Annotated in this window: 21 protein-coding genes; 18 read left to right on the top strand and 3 right to left on the bottom strand. The window is 57.1% G+C overall.

Features of this window, described 5'->3' with window-relative positions:
- The first annotated feature begins 23 nt into the window (after nt 1-23).
- From DA915_RS14850 to DA915_RS14880, 7 genes are all read left to right on the top strand, one after another.
- The gene (locus tag DA915_RS14850) at nt 24-923 is read left to right on the top strand and encodes a LysR family transcriptional regulator (RefSeq protein ID WP_153064559.1); all 900 of its coding nucleotides are present in this window, start codon (nt 24-26) and stop codon (nt 921-923) included.
- Between the two features lie 305 nt (nt 924-1228).
- Entirely contained in the window at nt 1229-2206 is a 978-nt protein-coding gene (locus DA915_RS14855; protein WP_192886532.1) for a tripartite tricarboxylate transporter substrate binding protein, read from the top strand.
- 70 nt (nt 2207-2276) lie between these two features.
- Nucleotides 2277-3977 (top strand): thiamine pyrophosphate-dependent enzyme, encoded by a 1701-nt coding sequence (locus tag DA915_RS14860; RefSeq protein ID WP_202864241.1) that lies wholly within the window; start codon nt 2277-2279, stop codon nt 3975-3977.
- A gap of 16 nt (nt 3978-3993) precedes the next feature.
- Nucleotides 3994-5502: an aldehyde dehydrogenase gene (locus DA915_RS14865; protein WP_107676357.1), complete on the top strand. Its 1509-nt coding sequence runs from the start codon at nt 3994-3996 to the stop codon at nt 5500-5502.
- On the top strand, nt 5441-6760 hold the full coding sequence (locus DA915_RS14870) for a CaiB/BaiF CoA-transferase family protein (protein ID WP_244600721.1): 1320 nt from the start codon (nt 5441-5443) through the stop codon (nt 6758-6760). Before DA915_RS14865 ends, DA915_RS14870 begins: the two co-directional genes overlap by 62 nt.
- A gap of 10 nt (nt 6761-6770) precedes the next feature.
- On the top strand, nt 6771-7706 hold the full coding sequence (locus DA915_RS14875; RefSeq protein WP_107676359.1) for a hydroxymethylglutaryl-CoA lyase: 936 nt from the start codon (nt 6771-6773) through the stop codon (nt 7704-7706).
- An 11-nt stretch (nt 7707-7717) separates the two neighbouring features.
- A complete protein-coding gene (locus DA915_RS14880; RefSeq protein ID WP_107676360.1) occupies nt 7718-8245 on the top strand; it encodes a gamma carbonic anhydrase family protein in 528 nt (175 codons plus the stop codon).
- Nucleotides 8246-8299: 54 nt separating this feature from the next.
- On the opposite strand, the gene DA915_RS14885 is transcribed toward DA915_RS14880, so the two are convergent.
- The gene (locus DA915_RS14885; RefSeq protein WP_107676361.1) at nt 8300-8848 is read right to left on the bottom strand and encodes an NADPH-dependent FMN reductase; all 549 of its coding nucleotides are present in this window, start codon (nt 8846-8848) and stop codon (nt 8300-8302) included.
- A 147-nt stretch (nt 8849-8995) separates the two neighbouring features.
- On the opposite strand from DA915_RS14885, the gene DA915_RS14890 reads away from it, so the two are divergent.
- From DA915_RS14890 to DA915_RS14910, 5 genes are all read left to right on the top strand, one after another.
- Nucleotides 8996-9679 carry a GntR family transcriptional regulator gene (locus DA915_RS14890; protein WP_192886534.1) on the top strand — a complete coding sequence of 228 codons (684 nt, stop codon included), beginning with the start codon at nt 8996-8998 and terminating at the stop codon, nt 9677-9679.
- Nucleotides 9680-10082: 403 nt separating this feature from the next.
- Entirely contained in the window at nt 10083-10421 is a 339-nt protein-coding gene (locus tag DA915_RS14895) for a cupin domain-containing protein (protein WP_192886536.1), read from the top strand.
- A gap of 98 nt (nt 10422-10519) precedes the next feature.
- Nucleotides 10520-11449 carry a dihydrodipicolinate synthase family protein gene (locus DA915_RS14900; RefSeq protein ID WP_107676364.1) on the top strand — a complete coding sequence of 310 codons (930 nt, stop codon included), beginning with the start codon at nt 10520-10522 and terminating at the stop codon, nt 11447-11449.
- Between the two features lie 79 nt (nt 11450-11528).
- Entirely contained in the window at nt 11529-11990 is a 462-nt protein-coding gene (locus DA915_RS14905; protein ID WP_107676365.1) for a tripartite tricarboxylate transporter TctB family protein, read from the top strand.
- Nucleotides 11991-12000: 10 nt separating this feature from the next.
- Complete coding sequence (locus DA915_RS14910) at nt 12001-13503, top strand: tripartite tricarboxylate transporter permease (protein ID WP_107676366.1); 1503 nt, start codon at nt 12001-12003, stop codon at nt 13501-13503.
- A 40-nt stretch (nt 13504-13543) separates the two neighbouring features.
- On the opposite strand, the gene DA915_RS14915 is transcribed toward DA915_RS14910, so the two are convergent.
- A complete protein-coding gene (locus DA915_RS14915) occupies nt 13544-14221 on the bottom strand; it encodes an IclR family transcriptional regulator (RefSeq protein ID WP_107676458.1) in 678 nt (225 codons plus the stop codon).
- 179 nt (nt 14222-14400) lie between these two features.
- Between DA915_RS14915 and DA915_RS14920 the strand changes: the two genes are divergently transcribed.
- Nucleotides 14401-15324, top strand: coding sequence for a fumarylacetoacetate hydrolase family protein (locus DA915_RS14920; protein WP_107676367.1), 924 nt, complete (start codon nt 14401-14403; stop codon nt 15322-15324).
- A complete protein-coding gene (locus tag DA915_RS14925; RefSeq protein ID WP_107676368.1) occupies nt 15324-15704 on the top strand; it encodes a carboxymuconolactone decarboxylase family protein in 381 nt (126 codons plus the stop codon). The genes DA915_RS14920 and DA915_RS14925 overlap by 1 nt, the downstream gene beginning before the upstream one ends.
- 101 nt (nt 15705-15805) lie before the next feature.
- Here the strand turns inward: DA915_RS14925 and DA915_RS14930 are convergent, their stop codons facing one another.
- Nucleotides 15806-16381 (bottom strand): VOC family protein, encoded by a 576-nt coding sequence (locus DA915_RS14930; RefSeq protein WP_107676369.1) that lies wholly within the window; start codon nt 16379-16381, stop codon nt 15806-15808.
- Nucleotides 16382-16452: 71 nt separating this feature from the next.
- Between DA915_RS14930 and DA915_RS14935 the strand changes: the two genes are divergently transcribed.
- The 4 genes from DA915_RS14935 to DA915_RS14950 all read left to right on the top strand — a co-directional run bounded on the left by DA915_RS14935 (nt 16453) and on the right by DA915_RS14950 (nt 19890).
- Nucleotides 16453-16689 (top strand): hypothetical protein, encoded by a 237-nt coding sequence (locus tag DA915_RS14935; protein ID WP_153064560.1) that lies wholly within the window; start codon nt 16453-16455, stop codon nt 16687-16689.
- A 93-nt stretch (nt 16690-16782) separates the two neighbouring features.
- On the top strand, nt 16783-18270 hold the full coding sequence (locus DA915_RS14940; protein ID WP_107676371.1) for an NAD-dependent succinate-semialdehyde dehydrogenase: 1488 nt from the start codon (nt 16783-16785) through the stop codon (nt 18268-18270).
- A gap of 526 nt (nt 18271-18796) precedes the next feature.
- Nucleotides 18797-19174, top strand: coding sequence for a CidA/LrgA family protein (locus tag DA915_RS14945; RefSeq protein ID WP_107676372.1), 378 nt, complete (start codon nt 18797-18799; stop codon nt 19172-19174).
- Nucleotides 19171-19890: an LrgB family protein gene (locus tag DA915_RS14950; RefSeq protein ID WP_107676373.1), complete on the top strand. Its 720-nt coding sequence runs from the start codon at nt 19171-19173 to the stop codon at nt 19888-19890. The genes DA915_RS14945 and DA915_RS14950 overlap by 4 nt, the downstream gene beginning before the upstream one ends.
- Nucleotides 19891-19976: the final 86 nt, after the last annotated feature.

Below are 19976 nucleotides of genomic sequence, written 5' to 3' on the forward strand. Positions count from 1 at the left end.
GAATATTTTGATATAGATTGATCATGGATGTGCCGGCCACCTCTCAACTCATTGACTTTCTTGCCGTTATTGATCACGGGGGCCTTTCTGCAGGGGCCCGCGCGCTCGGGCGGGCACAGGCCGCTGTTTCTTACTCGATACAGTCGCTCGAGCGTGAGTTGGGCGTCCTCCTGTTTGATCGGGCAGCAAGACCACTTGCGCCGACAGACGACGGCCTGGCTCTCGCGGCTGTAGCACGCGATGTCGTGCACGATATTGCTCGCCTCCAAGCAAAGGCTGCCAATCTGCGCGGAGGCATCGAAAACCAGGTTAGTCTCATCGTCGATACTTTGATGCCCATGGCGCCCCTTATCCCTGCAGTCGCATCTTTTGCAGAACAGTTTCCCGCGGTCGACCTCGAGGTCGTTGTCGATGCGATGACCTCGCCGCTGAGCGCTGTTATCAACGGTCTGAGTGCACTTGGGATTGCCGGCCCCATGGCGCTGAAGCATCCAGAAATCATTGTTGTTCCTCTGATCCAGGTGAAGAGAGTTGCCGTCGCCGCCCGAACTCACCCGCTTGCGCAAATCAACGAGCCGATCTCCTATGAGGTGGCGCGGCGGCACAGGCAGGTAATCATGCTGGACCGCGACCAGACGAGTACCAGCCGAGCTTTGAATGCCGTCTCTGATCAGTCCTGGCGCACCAGTGACATTGGCGCAAAGCGCGAAATGTTGTTGGCCGGTCTTGGCTGGGGAAACATGCCGCTTCACGTCGTCGAAGACGATCTTTCCACGGGGCGGCTGGTGGAACTTCCTTTCACGGTGGATCTGGCTGCCCGGTGGTCTTTGCCGCTGCAGATGTATCTGATTCGCTCAAGCCGCCATCCATCTGGCGTCGCTGCCAACTGGTTGTTTCAGCGCGCATCCATTCTTGTCGGTTAGATTTCCTGCATCCTCACGTCGCCTCTGTTTCAGCGACTTTCCCTCCCCCGCTGCGCACGACGACAGTGTCCGTCTGTCATTTTCTACCCTGGCGTCTGAATGGGAAATGCCATCGCGTGGTAGAAAGTCACGCGCATCACAAAATGGTATCTTGCATTGGATACCAAAATGGTTGTAGATACGGAATACCGGACCACCTCTGCCTATTTGCTGCATTGAGACCCCGGAATGACGGCCGATCGTCGATCGTGGAGGAGGGCAACTGGCCGTCTCTCAATTAGACTTTGTCAGGGAGGATGAGACTCATGAGATTTGAATTGAAGCGAAGAACATTGCTCACCGGTGCGGCGGCGTCCCTTGCGCTGCCTTCTATCCTTCGCGCGGCCGAATGGCCAGCGCGCGCAGTGACCTTGGCCCACGGTTTCGGACCTGGTGGCAATAGCGATGGTATCGCACGCGTTGCAGCCGAAGGCCTGACGGCCCACATAAAGCAGAGCTTCATTGTTGATCCCCGGCCCGGCGCCGGTGGGACGACTGCCGCCGACCAAATCGCGCGCGCTGAACCTGACGGCTACTCGCTGATCATGCTTACCGGAGCACATGCCGTTGCGGCAGCCGTTTATGCCAAGCTGCCTTACCAGACTGTCGACGACTTCACCTTCATCAGTCTGATTGCGGGCGGCACGCCATTCACCATCGCCACGTATCCGGATCATCCCGTCAACAATCCTAAGGACTTGATCGAGCAAGCGAAAAAGGCAAACCGGCCCTTCACTTATGCGTCTTCCGGGATTGGCACAACGTTGCACCTGGCGATGGAGCTTCTTGCGTCGCAGGCAGGCATCAAACTCCAACACGTCCCCTACAAGCAAAATGCCCAATCAATGGTCGACCTTCTCTCCAAGCGATTGGATTTTGTGATTAACGGGCCAGCCTCCGTTTTCCCCCAGATCCAATCCAAGGAAATCAAGGCGATCGCGGTTACAAGTCCCCAGCGCTATGCCGATCTTCCTGATGTCCCCGCCATCGCCGAAGTTTTACCCGGATACGACGTCACCTCCTACTACGGCATCGCAGGACCAAAGGGCCTACCCGCAGACATAGTCGCGAAGCTGCAAGGCATCATCGCCGATGTCGTAAAACAAGAGGCCAATATATCGCGCATCAAGGGCCTCGGCTCCACCGCAATGTCCTCAACCTCTCAGCAGTTCCACAATCGAGTGGAAGCGGACGTCGCGAAGTGGACGAAGGTCGTCAAGGACGCAAACATCGAGCGTATCTAGTTGCGTCAACCACCTCTGCGTCGACACGGCTCCGTGGACGTAGAGGTGGCTCTATGGCCCATGAGTAGAAATGGAACATTTTATGGAAAACGTCTCCAAAGCCTGGCCCCTACATAAAGACCGCGGATTCGCAAAAAGCCTCCATTCCCCGAGGATGACGACGGCGGAGGCCATCGTGAAAAGTCTGATAAGCCGCGGGATTGATACAGTTTACGCGCTGCCAGGCCTGCAGAGCGATCCATTGTTTGACGCTTTTTACAAAGAATCCGTATCACTTCGTGTCATCCATCCCAGACATGAGCAAACGGCAGCCTATATGGCCCTGGGTGCGGCACTCGCGACCGGCAGGCCACAGGTCTGCTCCGTCGTACCGGGGCCGGGTTTTCTGAATGCATGCGCCGCGTTACTGACTGCCTTCAGCATGAACGCACCGGTTGTCGCGATCATCGGCCAGATACCCCAGACTGACATCGACCGCGGCTACGGACATCTGCACGAACTGCGTGATCAATTAGGCGTAGCCGACCGCTTCAGCAAGTTTACGATGCGGATCACTCATCCGCAGCAGGCGCCTTCGGTGATTGCCGAAGCGCTGGCGAAGGCGACATCGGGCAAACAAGGTCCCGTCGTGCTGGAATGCGCGATGGATGTTCTTGCACAATTTGCGCCCGTTGATCTTAATGAACCTGCTTTCCCTGTCCGCTCTTATCCTATCGATCACGAAGCCGTAGACAGGGCTGCGTCGATGCTGGCGGATGCCAAACGTCCTTTGATCGTCGTTGGAGGCGGAGCTCAGGATGCCGGACCAGAGATTGCTGCTCTTGCGGAATTGCTTGAGGCGCCGGTGGCAGGATTTCGCCGCGGTACGGGTGTCATCCCCTCAGACCACCGTCTTTCAGTCAGGCTGCCGGTGTCGCATCGACTCTGGGCAGAAGCGGATGTGGTGATCGGGATTGGCACACGGCTTCATATGCAGCAGTCCATGTGGGGCGTTTCAGATGATCTCAAGGTCATCCGGATCGATATCGACCCGCAGGAGCCGGATCGCTACCGCAAGGCCGATGTCGCACTGGTCGGAGACGCCGCACTCTATGCATCGGCGCTGGCTGAACGGCTTTCCGATCTCGCTATCACCCCCTCCTCCCGGGCTGTCGAGCTGGCCGCGCACAATGCGTGGCTGGCCGGCAGACTCGAGGAGCTTTCCCCGCAAGTCGGCTTCCTCAAGGCAATTCGCGCTGCTCTGCCGAAGGACGGCATTTTTGTCGACGAGGTGACGCAGGTCGGTTTCGTCAGCCGCCTCGCCTTCCCCGTCAACGGTCCGCGCACGTTTCTTTCGCCCGGCTATCAGGACAATCTCGGCTGGGGTGTCGGAACGGCACTCGGCGCCAAGGCCGCTATGCCTGACCGCGCCGTCGTTTCGATAGCCGGCGATGGAGGTTTTCTCTACCAAGTCGGCGAGCTGGCGACTGCCGTCAAGCACAACCTCGCCGTCGTCTTTGTCGTCTTTGACAACAAGATGTTCGGAAACGTCAAGCGCATCCAGCAGGAGCGCTATGGCAACCGCGTCATTGCAGCAGATCTGGAGAGCCCCGATTTTGTCAAATTAGCAGAAGCCTTCGGGGTGTTGGGACTACGCGCCGAAACCCCGGACGAACTGGAAAAGGCAGTGCGGGCCGGGTTTGAAAGCGGCCGCCCGACCCTCGTCCATGTGCCGTGCGGGGTGATGCCAAGTCCCTGGCCGTTAATCTTGATGCCCAAAGTCCGTGGTTGAACGCGTGGGAGACGATATGACCTTAGAACAGACACTGATCCATCTTGACCCCGGTGCTCGCGCCTTCCTGAAAAAGGATCAGCAGATATTCGTCGGCGGCGGGTTCATGGCGACTCCCGATGTTGAGCGCATCGAGGTGTTCGACCCCTCAAGCGGGCTTGCGATCACCACCATACCTGCATGCGGGCAAATCGAGATCAATGCTGCCGTGGCCGCCGCCAGAACAGCCCTCAAAGGCGAGTGGTCGCGGATGCGCCCGGCGGACCGCGAGCGCGTGATCCAGAAGCTGGCGGATCTTCTCGAACGCGACGGCGAGACCTTCGCGCAACTCGAATCCCTCAATAACGGCAAGAATATCGGCATCGCACGCGCCATCGAGGTCGGCGCTTCGGTGGATTACTTGCGCTATATGGCTGGCTGGGCAACCAAGATTGAAGGCCATACGCTGGACAGTTCCATCCAGGCGCCTCCGGAAGGCAGCCGCTACATGACCTATACACTCCGCGAACCAGTGGGCGTCGTGGGTGCGATCATTCCCTGGAACTTTCCTCTCTCGATGCTTGTCTGGAAAGTCGGTACCGCACTGGCAGCCGGCTGCACAATTGTCGTCAAACCCTCCGAGGAAACCCCGCTGACGGCTCTGCGTTTCGCACAGCTTTGCATCGAGGCGGGGCTTCCAGCCGGTGTCGTCAACATCGTGACCGGTTATGGTCATGTGGCAGGAGCTGCGCTTGCCAAGCATCCAGGCGTCGACAAGCTGGCCTTCACCGGGTCCACCGAAGTCGGCAAGATCATCGGTCACGACGCCATAGACAGCATGAAGCGCTTTACTCTGGAACTCGGCGGCAAGTCGCCGATGCTCCTGTTTTCCGACATGCAGGATAATCAGGATCAGCTTCTGGTACGGCTCGGCCTGTTCTTCAACCAGGGACAGGTCTGCACCGCCGCAACACGGGTTCTGATCGAGCGCAGCATCTACGATGAGACTGTAGACAAGCTGGCAAAGGTTGCAGACAGCCTTGCCTTCGGCGCGGGCCTCGATCCGGCGGCGGAGCTGAACCCGGTGGTCTCGGCCCGGCAGCGAGACCGTGTTCAAGGCTTCATCAATCGCGCGGAGTCGGACGGCGCATGCCTCTCGAGCGGCCGCCGGGCGGTCCCGGAGCGGGGCTACTTCGTGGCCCCTACCCTCATCAGCAACGTAACACCGGATATGGAAATCGTGCGAGAGGAAGTCTTCGGTCCCGTCATCGTCGCCATGCCTTTTGAGGATGAAGACCATGCCCTCGAACTCGCCAACAACACGCCCTATGGGCTCGCGGCGTCGATCTGGAGTACCGACCTCAACCGGACCATGCGGCTGTCACGGGCGCTGAAGGCCGGCACGGTCTGGGTCAACACCCACAACGTTCTCGATGCCAACCTTCCCTTCGGCGGGATGAAGCAATCCGGTCTCGGACGTGAGCATGGCCGCGAAGGGCTTGAACATTACTTGGAAACCAAAACGGTCACCATTCGATACCAATGAATTCGTCTACGGAGAGATTAACATGACAAACTTGCCACTCGCGGGACTTCGTGTGCTCGAATTCACCCAGATGGTCATGGGGCCATGCTGTGGGCTGATCCTGGCCGATCTCGGTGCTGAAGTCATTAAGATCGAGCCGATGCCACGCGGTGACCGCACCCGGCATCTATCGGGTCTCGCTGCCGGTTTCTTCGCTGCGTTCAACCGCAACAAGAAGAGTATCGCCGTCGATATGAAAAGTCCGGAGGGGCTCCAGCTGGTGAAGCAACTCGTGGGCGGTGCTGATATTGTGATCGAGAATTTCCGGCCCGGTCGTATGGAAAGTCTCGGCCTTTCGTACAAGACCCTCTCGGACATCAACGAGAAGATCGTCTATTGCTCCCTGAAGGGCTTTCTGCCTGGCCCTTACGACAAACGCTCTGCACTCGACGAGGTCGTGCAGATGATGGGCGGCCTCGCCTATATGACTGGCCTGCCAGGCAAGCCGATGCGTGCGGGAGCCTCCGTCAATGACATCATGGGCGCCATGTTCGGTGTCATTGCCATCCAGGCCGCGATCCGCGAACGCGAGAAGACCGGCAAGGGCCAGGAGGTACAAGCCTCTCTGTTCGAGAACAACGTCTTCCTGATGGCACAAGCCATGTTGGCCGAGGCGATGACCGGCGAAGTTTCGGAACCTTGGTCGGTCAAGGAAAGGCCGTGGCCGGTTTACGACCTGTTCGATATGACGGATGGAACGCAGCTCTTCGTCGGTATCATCGGGGATGGCCAATGGAATGATTTCTGCGTCGAGTTTGGCCGACAGGAATGGCTTTCCGACCCCCGCCTCCAGAGTAATAATGATCGCTCCGCCCAACGCTTCTGGCTGCTGCCGGAAGTCCGCACGATGCTGACGGCCCTGCCGACCAATCAGCTCATCGAGCGTTTGGAAGCTATCGGACTTCCTTTCGCACCGGTCCGCCGGCCCGGCGAATTGCTTCAGGATCCGCATCTTCTGGCGTCCGGGGGGCTTATCGACCTGACACTGCCAAACGGCGTCGCGGCCAGGACCCCCGCGTTGCCGATCACGTTCCACGGCAAGCGGCTTAACCCGACCGAGGGGTTGCCAGGCGTTGGTGCGCATACCCGTGATGTGTTGAGCTCCTACGGCATCAGCGCCAGCGAAATCGGCAATATGATTGCCAACGGTATTGTTGCCGAGAGGCCGCTCGAGCGTTCCGGAGAAGGTAGCGTTCAACGCAAAGCCCAGTCGGCGTGAGGAGACGAATGTGACAAGAGAGAAAGTTCAAGTCGTGGAAGTTGGCTTACGCGACGGCCTGCAGATGCTGCCAATGACGATTCCGACCGTCGAAAAGCTAGAATGGCTTTCGGCGGAGGCGAAAAGCGGCGTGAAGCGTTTCGAAGTGGCGTCGTTCGTGCCTGCGAAGAACTTGCCTCAGATGGCGGATGCTGCCGAGGTCGTCCGTGCGGCACGCGATATGCAGTACCTCACCGTGGCCGCACTTGCGCCGAACCTTCGCGGCGCCGTCAATGCGGTCGAAGCAGGCGCGCAGGTCGTGGTTATGCCGGTTTCGGCAAGCGCCGCGCATTCCATGTCGAATGTACGCAAGACGCCGGATGAAATGGTCGAAGAGCTTGGTCGCGTATCCCAGATGCGGCGAGAGCAGAACTGGAATATCCATCTCGAAGCGGGTATTGCCACGGCATTCGGCTGCACCCTTCAGGGTAATGTTTCGGAAGACGAAGTCGTTCGTCTCGCGGTTGCGGCGGTAGAAGCCGGAGCTGATGAGGTCGGCCTTGCTGACACCGTCGGTTATGCGACGCCCGCCCAGGTGAAGCGGATTTTTAGCAAAGTGCGGGCAGCCGTCGGCGAAAAGTGCAAATCCGCGCATTTCCACGACACGCGCGGAACGGGCCTCGCCAACGTAGTCGCCGCGCTCGATGCTGGCATCCGCTCCTTCGACGCCTCTCTCGGCGGCCTCGGCGGGTGCCCGTTCGCTCCGGGCGCGAGCGGCAATATCGCAACGGAAGATCTGGTCTATATGCTCGAATCCATGGGCCTCGACACCGAGATCGATCTTGATGCCCTCATCGCCAGCCAGTCCGTCCTCCGCCGCATTCTTCCTGGACAAACGCTGTTCGGAAAGTTGGCGCAGGCGGGCGTTCCACTGGGCTTCGCGGGGGAAGACATGGCTGCCGAATAAGGAGCGGGGAAATGGCGATCTATAGTCTTGAGGGCGTATCTCCGCGATTGACGGAAGGCACCTCATGGGTTGCAGACACGGCTGTAGTGATCGGTGACGTATCGCTTGGCGAAGGGGTCGGAATATGGTTTGGCGCGGTCGTGCGCGGGGATAATACGCCAATTAGCGTGGGGCGCAGGACCAATATTCAGGAAAACTGCGTCATTCACTCGGATCCGGGCTATCCCGCCGCCATCGGCGAAGGATGTACCATCGGCCATGGCGCGATCGTGCATGGCTGCACCATCGGCAACAATACGCTGATCGGGATGGGCGCGACCGTTCTCAATGGTGCGGTTATCGGCAACAACTGCGTCATCGGAGCGGGTGCGCTGGTGCGCGAGAAGGAACAGATTCCGGACAATTCGCTGGTCGTCGGTTCGCCCGCAAAAATCATTCGCCAAGTGGATGAAAAGGGGGAAGCGATGTTGCGCAGATCCGCCGAAGGCTATGCCAACAAGGCTCTCCACTTCGCAAAGGCGCTGAAGCGTATTGGTTGAACGATATCGGTCCTGAAATACGAACGGAGCCGGATAGCCCGGCTCCGTTTTCGTTTACCTGTGTGCAAGGCGTTCGCTGAGTTTCTTCAGCGCGACCAGTTGATCGGTGATCAGCTTGATTGCCGCCGGATCGGTCAATTCCCCGCTCTCGTCGAACTTCTTTTCAGCAAAACCAATGAAGACCTCCGGCTTGTTGAGGGTGAAGCAATTCATGTAGACGAGGATCTGGCGAAGGTGATATTGGCCCCGAGCCGTACCGAGCATGCCAATGCTGGCACCCAGGATCGCGACCGGCTTTTCCTCCATCGGAGGCTCCGGTGCGCGTGATACCCAGTCGAGCGTATTTTTCAGAACGCCTGAGACAGAGTAGTTATATTCGGGCGATGAAAGCAGAACCGCATCAGCCTCGGCGATCTTCTGCCGGAGATGTGCCACCGAGGTGGGTAACCCGCCTTTTCGGACGTCATCGTTATAAAGCGGGATATCGGATATTGGCTCAACCGAGATCTCCATACCTTCAGGGGCTAGCTTTTGAGCGTTTTTCAACGCCATCATATTGAATGAGCCTTCGCGCAGGCTTCCGCAAATTCCAACGACCTTCATAACATATTCCCGTTTACGGATACCATTTTGGTATACATTATAAACGACTTGGTTCGCAACTCCAAATCGCAGTCGCGAAGAAAAGGTCAAAGAATTGACGTACAAGGCAAATATCGGTATTCCTTCATGGATACCGTGAGGATGCACATGCAGGACGAAGACGCTGGGAAATCAGCAACGATAATCACATATGAACGCCTGAAGAAGGCAATTCTATCGCTCGAGCTTCTTCCGGGCCAAGCCCTTGCGGAACGTAGTCTGGAAAGCCTGCTGGAATCGTCCAGAACGCCCATCCGTGCAGCGCTTGTTAAGCTGGAGAGCGAGGGTTTGGTACGCAAGGGAGATCGTAGTTATTCGGTCGCCCCGATCGAACTGGACGAGCTTGAACAGGCGTTTGCGTTTCGCGCGCTCCTTGAATGTTCGGCGGTTCGTGCCGCGGCTGCAATCGCGACCGCCGACGACATTGCCCGGTTGAGAGCGCTTGCCCATGAATCGTCGGCCAGCTCTCATGAGGTGGAAGCCCGCGCACCTAAAGCAGAGGAATTTCATCTCGAATTCGCCCGGATAGCCGGCAACGTGTTCACGATTCGCGCGCTGAAGGACATAATGCGCGTCGTCTATCGTGCACGCTGGCTGGATTTGAAGGCAGACAAGGATGATTTAGGCTCACGTGAGCACAATACGATCGTTGATCTCATTGAAATCGGCAAAGCTGATGAGGCCGTCATCATGATGGAAAAGCATGTTGCTCACTCCCGTGACAGGCTTTTGTCCGCGATCAAGTCGCAAGCGCAGGGCTTTCGCATGCGCGGTCTCAAGGTCGTCGGCTGACGATCCTGCAATCGAAAACTCCATCACGGCAGAATGACTACGCAGAACAGCCTGCGTGCTCCGACCGGCTTGTACCGCAAGACGTCACCCGCCCCCCAAGTCCGGATATCTGGCGATCCGGTCCCGGATCTCAAAGAATTGTTGCCTTCTCATCTGGACTAGTTCGGGTCGCCGACGACTCTGACGGTGTGCTTTTTCCCAACTCTTTTTTGGAATCCGCGAGCAAGCCTCTCGTATCGACCCCTACCATTTGATGACGCCCAATCACACTGACTGTCAGCCAAGTCCGCGAGGTGTTTGGCTTGAGTTGAAGTCATTTCCGTTGACAGCATCATGAGGCGGGTATATTTGGTATATTAGTTTGGATACCAAAATGGTGACCGGTATAGGATAGATGATTGTGATGACTGAAAAGGTTGAAGAGGCAAAGCCCATCGGCTTCACGACGGAGCGTTTGGCGCTTGCCGATCTCGCAAGCGAAATAGGCACGATCGATGGCCATGTACTTCGAATGAGCCGCACCACAATTGCGCCAGACGGAGGCTATGCACCGCATTCGCATCATGGCCGGCCGGAACTCATCTACGTTCTCGACGGCATCTTCACCGACAGCCGCGATGGGACAGATACCAACTATGGGCCGGGTGAAGTGATTTCTATGACCAATGGCGTCACACATGCCATTCGGAACCTGAGCGGGAAACCAGTGACATATATTTCCGTGACGGTGCGTAGGCCGTAGCAGCAGAGCTGAGCTTCGCGGGAGGAGAACAATCCATGCGAAACCAGACTTGGATTGCCGACTGAAAGGGCGGCATAGAACGGGATCGTCGAAAGCCTATGAGCGAGACTTCGACTAAAGCCTGGGTCGTCAGCCTGACCCACTTCGATCGGGATGGTAGGCTTGATGAGTCTGCCATGCGGGCACATTTTCTGCGACTTGCCGATGGAGGGCAGAACGTCTACGCGGCAAGCACCAACATCGGGGAAGGTTTTTCGCTCGATGAGGCTGAGCTCTCTAGGACCCTCAGCATTGCCGTAGAGACGCTTAAGGGTCGAGCCGGCGTGCGGGCCGGCGGTCGGGAAGCACGAAGCGCCGGCGAAGCGCTGACAACGATCCGGCTTGCACAGGAGGCGGGTGTCAGCGCCATTCATCTGTTTCAGCTCGACGTTGGCCATGGAAGCAGCAAACCCGACGCAGGTGAATTGGAGCGGTTCTACTATCAGGTTCTTGACAACAGCGATCTACCGATCGTCCTTTCAAACTATCCGAAGCTCGGTTATCCGGTGCCGGTCGAGTTGGTTGAAAAGCTTGCGGAACGTTTCCCGCAAATCATCGGTGTTCGCGATGCAAGCGGCGACATGGCCTACCTCGCCAAGCTTGTTTCCCAGTTCAAGGGTCGCCTAGAAATATCAGCGGTCGGCGTGCGGGCCATGTTGCCAGCGCTCTTTCAGGGGGCCGATACGATCATGACCACCGAGGCCAATATCGCGCCTGCGCTCGTTTCGGCGGTGATCGATGCCTTTTGCGCCGGCGACTTGGAAACCTTGCACCGGTCCTATTGTGGACTGGTGTCGCTTCACCTTGCACTCAACCGGTTCGGTGGTTCCGGCGGGCGAGGCATGAAATCGCTGCTCGATGGTCTTGGTCTTCCCGGCGGCATGTTGCGGCCGCCACGCAAGCCAATCAGCAGGGACGATCAACAGATGTTGCTGAAGCTGGTACGGCAGCTCGATCTGCCGGAATTGAAGGGAGTTTGCACTTCGTGATTGTTTGACCGTTCTCGTGGAGGAGGCGGTCGGCTTCGTAGTTTTCCCGGCGTACTCAGCCGGTTCATGGGAGGATCCAATGAATACCAAATCCATCGTCTCCGGTGGTGTCTGCATCTTGATCGGCAGCTTCTTCGGCTTGTCGGCGCTGACATCACTCAAGATTGGGACGTCGACAAACATGGGCCCCGGGTATTTTCCGTTGAGCCTGGCCATCATACTTATTGCGATAGGCGCCTATATCGCGCTGAAAGCCCTTGGGGAGCGAAGTGACGGATTCCGTTTCAACCTCTCCGCAGTGCCGTGGCGGGGAGCGCTATTGATATGTGTTTCTCCCCTCATTCTTGGCTTGACCATTCGTGGCATGGGACTGGCGCCCGCAATCTTCCTGACCGCGATTGTATCTGCCTTTGCCAGCCGAGCCCAGACAATCAAGACGGCGGTCCTGGTCAGCGTTGCGCTGACCATTTTCTGCGTGCTGATCTTCGGCGTGATCCTGAAACTTCCGATCCCCATCATCGGCCCGTGGTTTGGACTTTAAGGAGCGCCCAATGGACATATTATCTCACCTCGCACTGGGTTTCTCCATCGCCATGACGGCACAGAACCTGCTCTACTGCTTCATAGGCGTTCTCGTGGGAACCGCCATCGGCGTTCTGCCAGGTCTTGGCCCCGTAGCCACCATGGCGATGTTGATGCCAATCACCTTCAATCTCGATCCAACAGCGTCCCTGATCATGCTCGCGGGGATCTATTACGGTGCGCAATACGGCGGCTCGACCACCGCCATCCTGATCAATATGCCAGGTGAATCGTCTGCGGCGGTAACCACGATCGACGGTTATCAGATGGCCAAGCGCGGCAGAGCCGGCCCGGCGCTCTCAGCGGCGGCACTCGGCTCATTCTTCGCTGGGTGCGCTGCGACCGTCCTGATCGCGCTCGTCGCCATCCCACTAACGCGCGTTGCACTTGAGTTCGGACCTGCCGAATATTTTTCACTCGTCCTGCTCGGGCTGGTCTCGTCCGTCGTTCTCGCTTCCGGCTCGATGCCGAAGGCGATCGCAATGATCCTGATCGGCCTGTTGCTCGGGCTCGTGGGCAGCGACCTCTACACAGGCGTTGCACGCTTCACCATGGGCTTTACCGAGCTGTCCGATGGCGTCAACTTCACCGCTGTTGCGGTTGGTTTCTTCGGTATTTCCGAAATCTTCCGCAACCTGCAGGCGGAAAACGGGAGGAGCACGGAGGTCTTCCCAATCGGCAAGCTTTGGCTATCCAGGGAAGATTTTAAGCGAATGATCGCACCGGTGTTGCGCGGGACAGCTGTCGGCTCAATCCTTGGCACACTGCCAGGCGGCATGGCCGTCCTGTCATCCTTCGCCGCCTACACCATCGAAAAGAGCGTTTCCAAAAACAAGGAGGAATTCGGTAAGGGAGCGATCGAAGGCGTTGCAGCGCCAGAAAGCGCCAATAATGCCAGCGCGCAGACGTCCTTCATTCCGATGTTGACCCTAGGCATACCCTCTAATCCGGTCATGGCCCTGATGATCGGCGCCATGATCATGCAAGGTGTCGTTCCCGGACCCAATGTCATCAGCCAGCATCCCGATCTCTTCTGGGGCATCATTGCCTCCATGTGGATCGGAAATCTATTGCTTGTGATACTGAACCTGCCATTGGTCGGTATCTGGGTGAAGTTGCTCAGGGTCCCGTACCACGCGCTGATACCGGTGATCATCGTCTTCTGCTCGGTGGGCGTCTACAGCATCGCTAGCGCCCCGCTCGATCTGTGGCTGGTCGCGATCTTCGGTCTCGTCGGTTACCTGCTTATAAAGCTGGACTTCGAGCCCGCACCGTTGCTTCTCGGTTTTGTGCTCGGCCCCCTTCTGGAAGAGCACTTCCGCCGGGCGATGATCCTGTCCGGCGGCGATCTCAAGATTTTTGTCAGCGAACCCGTCAGTGCCGGACTGCTTTTCCTCGCCGCCTGCGTATTGATCGCGGTCTCGTTCCCGGCGATCTATCGGAAACGCGACAAAGTCTTCGTCGAGGAGTGATTGACATGCTGGGACGCGTGTTGGCGCGTCCCAGCGCAAATTATCGTGTGAGAAGGCGCGAGATATCCCGGGACGCGTCGAGCAACGGCTTCACGAGAGAAGGTAAAACCTCACTCCTGGTGGCGGGGACCAGAATACCAAGGCTTGCTTCGCAGCGGCCATCTTGCTCAATGACGGGAACGGCGACACCATGAACCCCAAGCTGCAACTCGTCATGGGAAATCGCAAATCCTTCCGCGCGGGTCAGCGCGATACGCTTACGGGCGGCTTCCGGGTCGTCTGCGTTTTTCAGAACCCGCTCAATATGTTTCTCATCCTGAAAGGCAATAAGCGACCAACCACTCGCACCTCGAAGGAGAGAATGACGCGAGCCCGGACGATGTTCGACGCGCACCAGATGTTTCTGACCAAGGGCTTGCTCTATAACCACCGCCTCGGAATTGGCGATGCCGTGCAGTACGACAGTTTCGCCCGTTTCAGCGGCAAGCTTCTGCATCACCGGCTTGGCATTGCTGCGAAGGTCCGTGTCCATGCCGCGGGCCAATTGTAACACCGCCGGGCCGAGTGCATAGCCTCTCGTCTCGCGCCTTATATAAGCGCGTTGTGCAAGCGTCATGAGAAGCCGGTGTGCGACAGTTCGGTTGATGTCACAACTGCGCGCCACCTCGGCAGCGCTGACCGGGCCGTCCCGCGCCACACACTCCAGCACAGTCAGCATCTGATCACCGGTAAGCGAAATTTCTACCACGGCCGTCTCCAGTTCCGAACATCGGCAGTCTTATCGCGAACGAACTGGAAAATACCAGTACCAACCGCAAGGCGGAAAAGGTCCCGTTGACCTGATCGATCCAATGTGATCTATATACGAACACTTTAGTTCGATAAACGGGATATAACATGAAACTTGTCAGCTATCGAGATCAGGGAAAACCACGCTTCGGAGCGATCGTTGGAGACCGCGTCGTAGATCTGGCGCGGTGGAGCGCCATTTGCAGAGAAAAGCATCCTTCTCAGGCCCCAATACCCGTCAGGATCGAGGATTTCTTCGAAGACATAGAAACGCTCGAGCCGGTGCTGAAAACGATCGTTGCGGCTTTTCTCACAGGCGGCGTCGGGTATCCTGATGCCAGCAAACCACTCTCAGAGGTCAAACTTCTCGCTCCGATCCGTCGCCCGCCCAAGACCATTTGCGTGGCTCGCAACTATGCCGAACACGCCAAGGAAGCGGGGTTGGAAATTTCTCCGATCCCAATTCTCTTCGCGCGCTTTTCCAGTACTTTTGTTGCAGATGGCGATCCGGTCGTCGTTCCAACGGTTTCGGACGATCTGGACTGGGAGGGTGAACTCGCCGTCATCATCGGCAAGGACACCAAAGGAAGGCGTCTCTCCAAGGCCGAGGCCATGGACTATGTATTCGGCTATTCCATCTTCAACGACGTCACGGTGCGCGACTATCAGTTTCGTGTGACCCAATACACGGCCGGCAAGAACTTCCGCGCCTCCGGTCCTTTCGGCCCCGTCATTGTCACAGCTGACGAGATTGCCGATCCGCACAAACTCGATATCAAGACGACGCTCAATGGTGAGCAGATGCAGTTCGCCAATACCGACACGATGATCTACGACATTCCAACAATCCTTGAAAATATCTCCGAGTTCATCGATCTGGAAGCTGGCGACGTCATCCCGACAGGCACACCAGCGGGTGTCGGCTTCAAGCGCAAGCCGCCGATTTTCCTCAAGGATGGCGATACGATCACCGTTGAAATCCCCGGAATTGGCGTGCTTAGCAATCCTGTCGTTGGAGAAGGAAAACACTGATGTCCGAAGACATGTTTGAACGTGGCCTGACGATCCGTAAAGAGGTTCTCGGTGCCGAGTATGTGGAAAAGTCATTGCACGCGGCTGACGACTTCAATCGCGATTTCCAAAAACTCGTGACTGAATATTGCTGGGGCGCGGGCTGGGGGCGATCAGCCCTCACCCGTCGAGACAAAAGTCTCCTCAACCTCGTCATGCTCGGCACTTTGAACCGCAGCTCCGAATTCAAGCTGCACCTGAAGGGTGCGCTGACGAATGGCTGCAGCCGCGAAGAAATCAAGGACACCCTGATACAACTCGCCATCTATGCAGGCATCCCGGCAGGCGTTGAAGCATTCAGGCTGGCGCGAGAGGTATTTGCCGAGGCAGACAAGACCTGAGTACAAGCAATGAATGGGGCCTGATTTTCAGAACGGAAAAACCCGCGGCCTGGACCGCGGGTTTTCTTTTGGCATTTAGGCCGGGCATTAGCCAACCTGAGTTAAGCGCCGAGCTTAGTCTGCGCCGCGGTCGCGTCTGCTTCACGCTGAGCTTCGTATGCATTGAAGTCGAATGCCAAGAGATCGATTTCTTCGATCGGGTCGTAGGGCCGTGGCGTCCCATGCCAGCCGATCTTGTCGATACCCCAGTAGAATTCCAGCAAATTGCCGTCCGGATCGCGGGCATAGAAACGTGGTTGATTGCCAGGGCCGCCCTTACGGCAATTGACGATCTGGACGCCTCCGTCTCGCATTTCCCTGAAAAGGCTCAGCAGATCTTCCGGCGATGCGAGTTCGAATGCGATGTGGTGGAGACCAAATCCGTAGGTGGGGGCATCTGGCGCATCCGGGCCAAGGATGTCGTCGCGCATCTTGAAGATCGACAACTCGTGATGGGTGGTGTCGCACCGAATAAAGGCGCCGGCGGCGACGGCGACGCCGTGTCCGACTTTTTCCTTTGGGTATTCGAACTTCTCAGTAAGCCGCATACCCAGGTAGCGACTGTAGAACTCGACCGTGCGATCGATATCCCGGACGGTCAAACCGACATGACCCAGTCTTGATACTCGCGTTTTCATTTTTCCTCCTGTTCGAACTACGAACACATAAGTTCGTAAATCGAACATATATTGAACCAAGAGAGAGATCAATGGGCGAGGATCTTTCTGGAAAACAAATGCCATTCACCATTTGGAAATGGCTCACCGCAGATGAAAGGCACGACCGCTGGCACCCCGCAGAGCGCCGGCTGGAGAAACAGGATCATTTCTCGACGGTGGCATCGGATTCGCCCCTTCTTTTGATCGCAAATGAACAGCAAGTATGCCTCTTGACAGTAAAATCCCCGCAGTCAAAAATGGTGTCCATATTTGGATACCAAAATTGAGCCAGAGTTTACTAAGAAAGCCCCGCCAGATTCGCTGACGCAGAACGAGCTGTACCTGTCACCCCTGTCATCTTGATGTTCCAAGGATTACACATGGTCATTCACCCTTCTCTTCTCTCCCGTCTGAAGGATCAGACGCTTGTCGTTGAAGCCGCAAAGGTTGGCACAGAATGGCAGTCATGGGCGCAAGACGGCAGTCGGTTCGACGTGACGAATCCGGCAACAGGAGAGGTCCTCGCCAGCCTCCCGGCCCTCGGACCGATCGAAGCTCGCCGTGCAGTGGAAGCCGCCAAGCGGGCACAGAAGGCTTGGGCGAAAAGAACAGGCAAGGACCGGGCGAGCGTTCTGAAGCGCTGGCATCAATTGTGGCTTGAAAACCTCGATGATCTTGCTGTGATCCTGACGTCGGAACAGGGCAAACCTCTGACCGAAGCACGGGGCGAGGTTCTGTACGGGGCTTCCTATCTCGAGTGGTTTGCAGAGGAAGCAAAGCGCATCTACGGCGACATCATTCCGGCTCATGCGGAAAATCTGCGAATCTTGGTAATGAAGCAGCCTGTCGGCGTCGTCGGCGCCATTACACCGTGGAACTTCCCCAACGCAATGATCGCCCGCAAGGTGGCACCTGCACTCGCGGTTGGCTGCGCGATGGTTGCCAAACCGGCGGCAGAAACCCCGCTTTCGATGCTGGCACTGGCTATGCTGGCCGACCGCGCCGGTATTCCGGACGGGCTGTTTTCCGTTATTACCGCCCGCAGCGGTTCCGAGTTCGGCAAGGAGATGACGTCCAATCCGGACGTCGCCAAGATCACGTTTACGGGATCTACGGAAGTCGGACGCATTCTTATGCGTCAGGGTGCTGAGCAGATCAAAAAGCTCGGTCTGGAGTTGGGAGGCAATGCGCCTTTTATCGTGTTCGACGATGCCGACATCGACGCGGCCATCGACGGTGCAATGGCCGCCAAGTTCCGAAATGCCGGCCAGACCTGTGTATGTGCGAACCGGATCTATGTGCAGTCAGCGGTGTACGACGCCTTTTTGGAGAAGCTGAGCGCCAGGGTTTCCACGCTGAAGGTTGGCAACGGCATTGATCAGGGCATAACGATCGGGCCGCTGATCAACGCCGCAAGCATCGACAAGGTCCAAGACCACATCGCTGATGCTCTCGCGCATGGTGCCAGGATCGTTACGGGAGGCGATACGAGCCCACTCGGCCCGCTATTTCTCAACCCGACCGTTGTAGCCGATGTTACCTCGGCCATGAAGGTCGCTCGCGAAGAGACCTTCGGACCACTGGCGCCCGTTTTCCGATTTGAAACGGTCGATGAGGTGATCGCGATGGCAAACGATACCGAGTTCGGCTTGTCGGGCTATTTCTATGCCCGCGACATGGCGCGGATCATCAAGGTAGCCGAAGCGCTGGAAGTTGGCATCGTCGGGGTGAATACCGGTCTGATCTCAACCGAAGTTGCTCCCTTCGGTGGCGTGAAGCAATCAGGCCTCGGGCGGGAAGGTTCCCAATATGGTGTCGAGGACTATCTGGAAATAAAATATGTATGCCTTGGCGGACAGGAAGCTTAGAGGAGAAACGGACAGGTGAAGACCAATCCAGGCGACCATCAATGGACGAAAATGGTGGACGACGGCTTCGTCCAGTTTCCAAAACGCATCAGAGAACGGACAGCCGCTTTTCCCCTTTTTCGGTCAGGAAAAGCACCGGAACCGCTCAGGCTACATTCACGCCGGTATGCTCATGACCTTCGCAGATCGAGGCATGGGGATTGCAGCGTACAAGAACAACGGCAGACCGCAGTTCAATTCGACATAAATTCATCAAGGCAGTGAAAACCAGCGATATGATTGCGATGAGTTGCCAAATCTTGGAGGCGACCCGGAGTTTGGTTTTACCAACGCCGTTCTCTATGTGGGTGAAGAGATCGTTGCCTCCGCGACAGGTGTCTACAAAATCATCCATGCGAAAGAAGGCGGGTCGCTGAAAACCTAGATGGGTCGAGCTAAGGCTCGTCAACTATCGACAAACTAAAGGGGTCAACAATAGCTACTCTTCTCATCCCGAGAGAGGGCGACGACGACGGAGATTGACCACATGTTGCGAGGTATCGCTATTCTGCTTCTATTCCAGCTTATCGGCGAGGCAATCGCCTTTCTCGCCGGAATACATGTACCTGGCCCCGTTATAGGGATGGTCCTGGTCTTCCTCGTATTCCTGGCAAATGGCGGCGAGAACCAGATCCTCGACGGCACTGTTCGATCGGCCGACGCGCTCCTCGCTCATCTCGGTATGTTCTTCGTTCCGGCGGGCGTCGGCATCGTTGCTGTCTGGAGTGCGCTCAGCGGAAGCATCATGGCGATCATGGCGATCATGGCGGTTTTGGCTGGATCGGCGCTCATCACGCTACTTGTTACCGTTTCAGCATTCATCTTGACCCGCCGAGTTGCTGGCGAGGGATTACCTCGGAAATGAGAGAACCTGCTGAACTCTGGATCTACTTGTCGACATCGCCACTGCTCTGGCTATGCCTGACCATCTATGTCTGGATTGTTGCCGATAAAGTTTCAGCAATGCTACGCCGTCACCCACTCGCCAATCCGGTGCTGATTGCGATTGCCGTCCTGTCTGCATTGCTGTCGGGGACAGGCGCCGAATACCGTCGGTTTTTCGAAGGCGCACAATTTATCCATTTCCTGCTCGGGCCAGCGACGGTAGCTCTGGCGATTCCGCTATACCGTCAATGGCAGCATGTCAGGCGGTTGTTCGTGCCTCTTGTCGCGGCACTCGCTGTTGGTTCAATCACCGCAGTTATGTCGGTTGTATTTCTAGGGCACTTATTTGAATTGCCCCGGGATGTTCTGATTTCCTTCCTGCCGAAATCTGCGACCGCCGGCGTCGCCATGTCCGTTTCGGAGTCGCTTGGTGGGAACCCATCCTTGACGGCCGTTCTGGTCATTTTGACCGGGATATTCGGTGCCGTCCTTGTCACTCCGTTGATGAACCTGCTAGGGATCAGGGACTATGCGGCGCGGGGATTTGCAGTGGGCCTTACGTCACACGGTATAGGAACCGCGCGGGCCTTCAATGTCGACCCAATGGCCGGGCTGTTCGCCGGCATAGCTATGGCGCTCAATGCCATCGCCACAGCAACCATCGTGCCAATCGTGGCGAAGCTTTCTCTTTCCTGATCTCCCTTACTACCACTGTCGATCCAAGTCAGCGACTATGCAGTCGGCAGGGGTGCGGATCCGCCAACGAGCGGGTGTAATTCGCT

The sequence above is a fragment of the Agrobacterium sp. LAD9 genome (assembly GCF_003031125.1).
Classification (GTDB): Bacteria; Pseudomonadota; Alphaproteobacteria; order Rhizobiales; family Rhizobiaceae; genus Agrobacterium; species Agrobacterium radiobacter.

Bases quoted from the DNA above. Each gene is read 5' to 3' on its own strand.
- DA915_RS14850 (WP_153064559.1), top strand. From the start codon at position 24: ATGGATGTGCCGGCCACCTCTCAACTCATTGACTTTCTTGCCGTTATT.
- DA915_RS14855 (WP_192886532.1), top strand. From the start codon at position 1,229: ATGAGATTTGAATTGAAGCGAAGAACATTGCTCACCGGTGCGGCGGCG.
- DA915_RS14860 (WP_202864241.1), top strand. From the start codon at position 2,277: ATGGAACATTTTATGGAAAACGTCTCCAAAGCCTGGCCCCTACATAAA.
- DA915_RS14865 (WP_107676357.1), top strand. From the start codon at position 3,994: ATGACCTTAGAACAGACACTGATCCATCTTGACCCCGGTGCTCGCGCC.
- DA915_RS14870 (WP_244600721.1), top strand. From the start codon at position 5,441: ATGGCCGCGAAGGGCTTGAACATTACTTGGAAACCAAAACGGTCACCA.
- DA915_RS14880 (WP_107676360.1), top strand. From the start codon at position 7,718: ATGGCGATCTATAGTCTTGAGGGCGTATCTCCGCGATTGACGGAAGGC.
- DA915_RS14885 (WP_107676361.1), bottom strand. From the start codon at position 8,848: ATGAAGGTCGTTGGAATTTGCGGAAGCCTGCGCGAAGGCTCATTCAAT.
- DA915_RS14890 (WP_192886534.1), top strand. From the start codon at position 8,996: ATGCAGGACGAAGACGCTGGGAAATCAGCAACGATAATCACATATGAA.
- DA915_RS14895 (WP_192886536.1), top strand. From the start codon at position 10,083: ATGACTGAAAAGGTTGAAGAGGCAAAGCCCATCGGCTTCACGACGGAG.
- DA915_RS14900 (WP_107676364.1), top strand. From the start codon at position 10,520: ATGAGCGAGACTTCGACTAAAGCCTGGGTCGTCAGCCTGACCCACTTC.
- DA915_RS14905 (WP_107676365.1), top strand. From the start codon at position 11,529: ATGAATACCAAATCCATCGTCTCCGGTGGTGTCTGCATCTTGATCGGC.
- DA915_RS14910 (WP_107676366.1), top strand. From the start codon at position 12,001: ATGGACATATTATCTCACCTCGCACTGGGTTTCTCCATCGCCATGACG.
- DA915_RS14915 (WP_107676458.1), bottom strand. From the start codon at position 14,221: ATGCTGACTGTGCTGGAGTGTGTGGCGCGGGACGGCCCGGTCAGCGCT.
- DA915_RS14920 (WP_107676367.1), top strand. From the start codon at position 14,401: ATGAAACTTGTCAGCTATCGAGATCAGGGAAAACCACGCTTCGGAGCG.
- DA915_RS14925 (WP_107676368.1), top strand. From the start codon at position 15,324: ATGTCCGAAGACATGTTTGAACGTGGCCTGACGATCCGTAAAGAGGTT.
- DA915_RS14930 (WP_107676369.1), bottom strand. From the start codon at position 16,381: ATGAAAACGCGAGTATCAAGACTGGGTCATGTCGGTTTGACCGTCCGG.
- DA915_RS14935 (WP_153064560.1), top strand. From the start codon at position 16,453: ATGGGCGAGGATCTTTCTGGAAAACAAATGCCATTCACCATTTGGAAA.
- DA915_RS14940 (WP_107676371.1), top strand. From the start codon at position 16,783: ATGGTCATTCACCCTTCTCTTCTCTCCCGTCTGAAGGATCAGACGCTT.
- DA915_RS14945 (WP_107676372.1), top strand. From the start codon at position 18,797: ATGTTGCGAGGTATCGCTATTCTGCTTCTATTCCAGCTTATCGGCGAG.
- DA915_RS14950 (WP_107676373.1), top strand. From the start codon at position 19,171: ATGAGAGAACCTGCTGAACTCTGGATCTACTTGTCGACATCGCCACTG.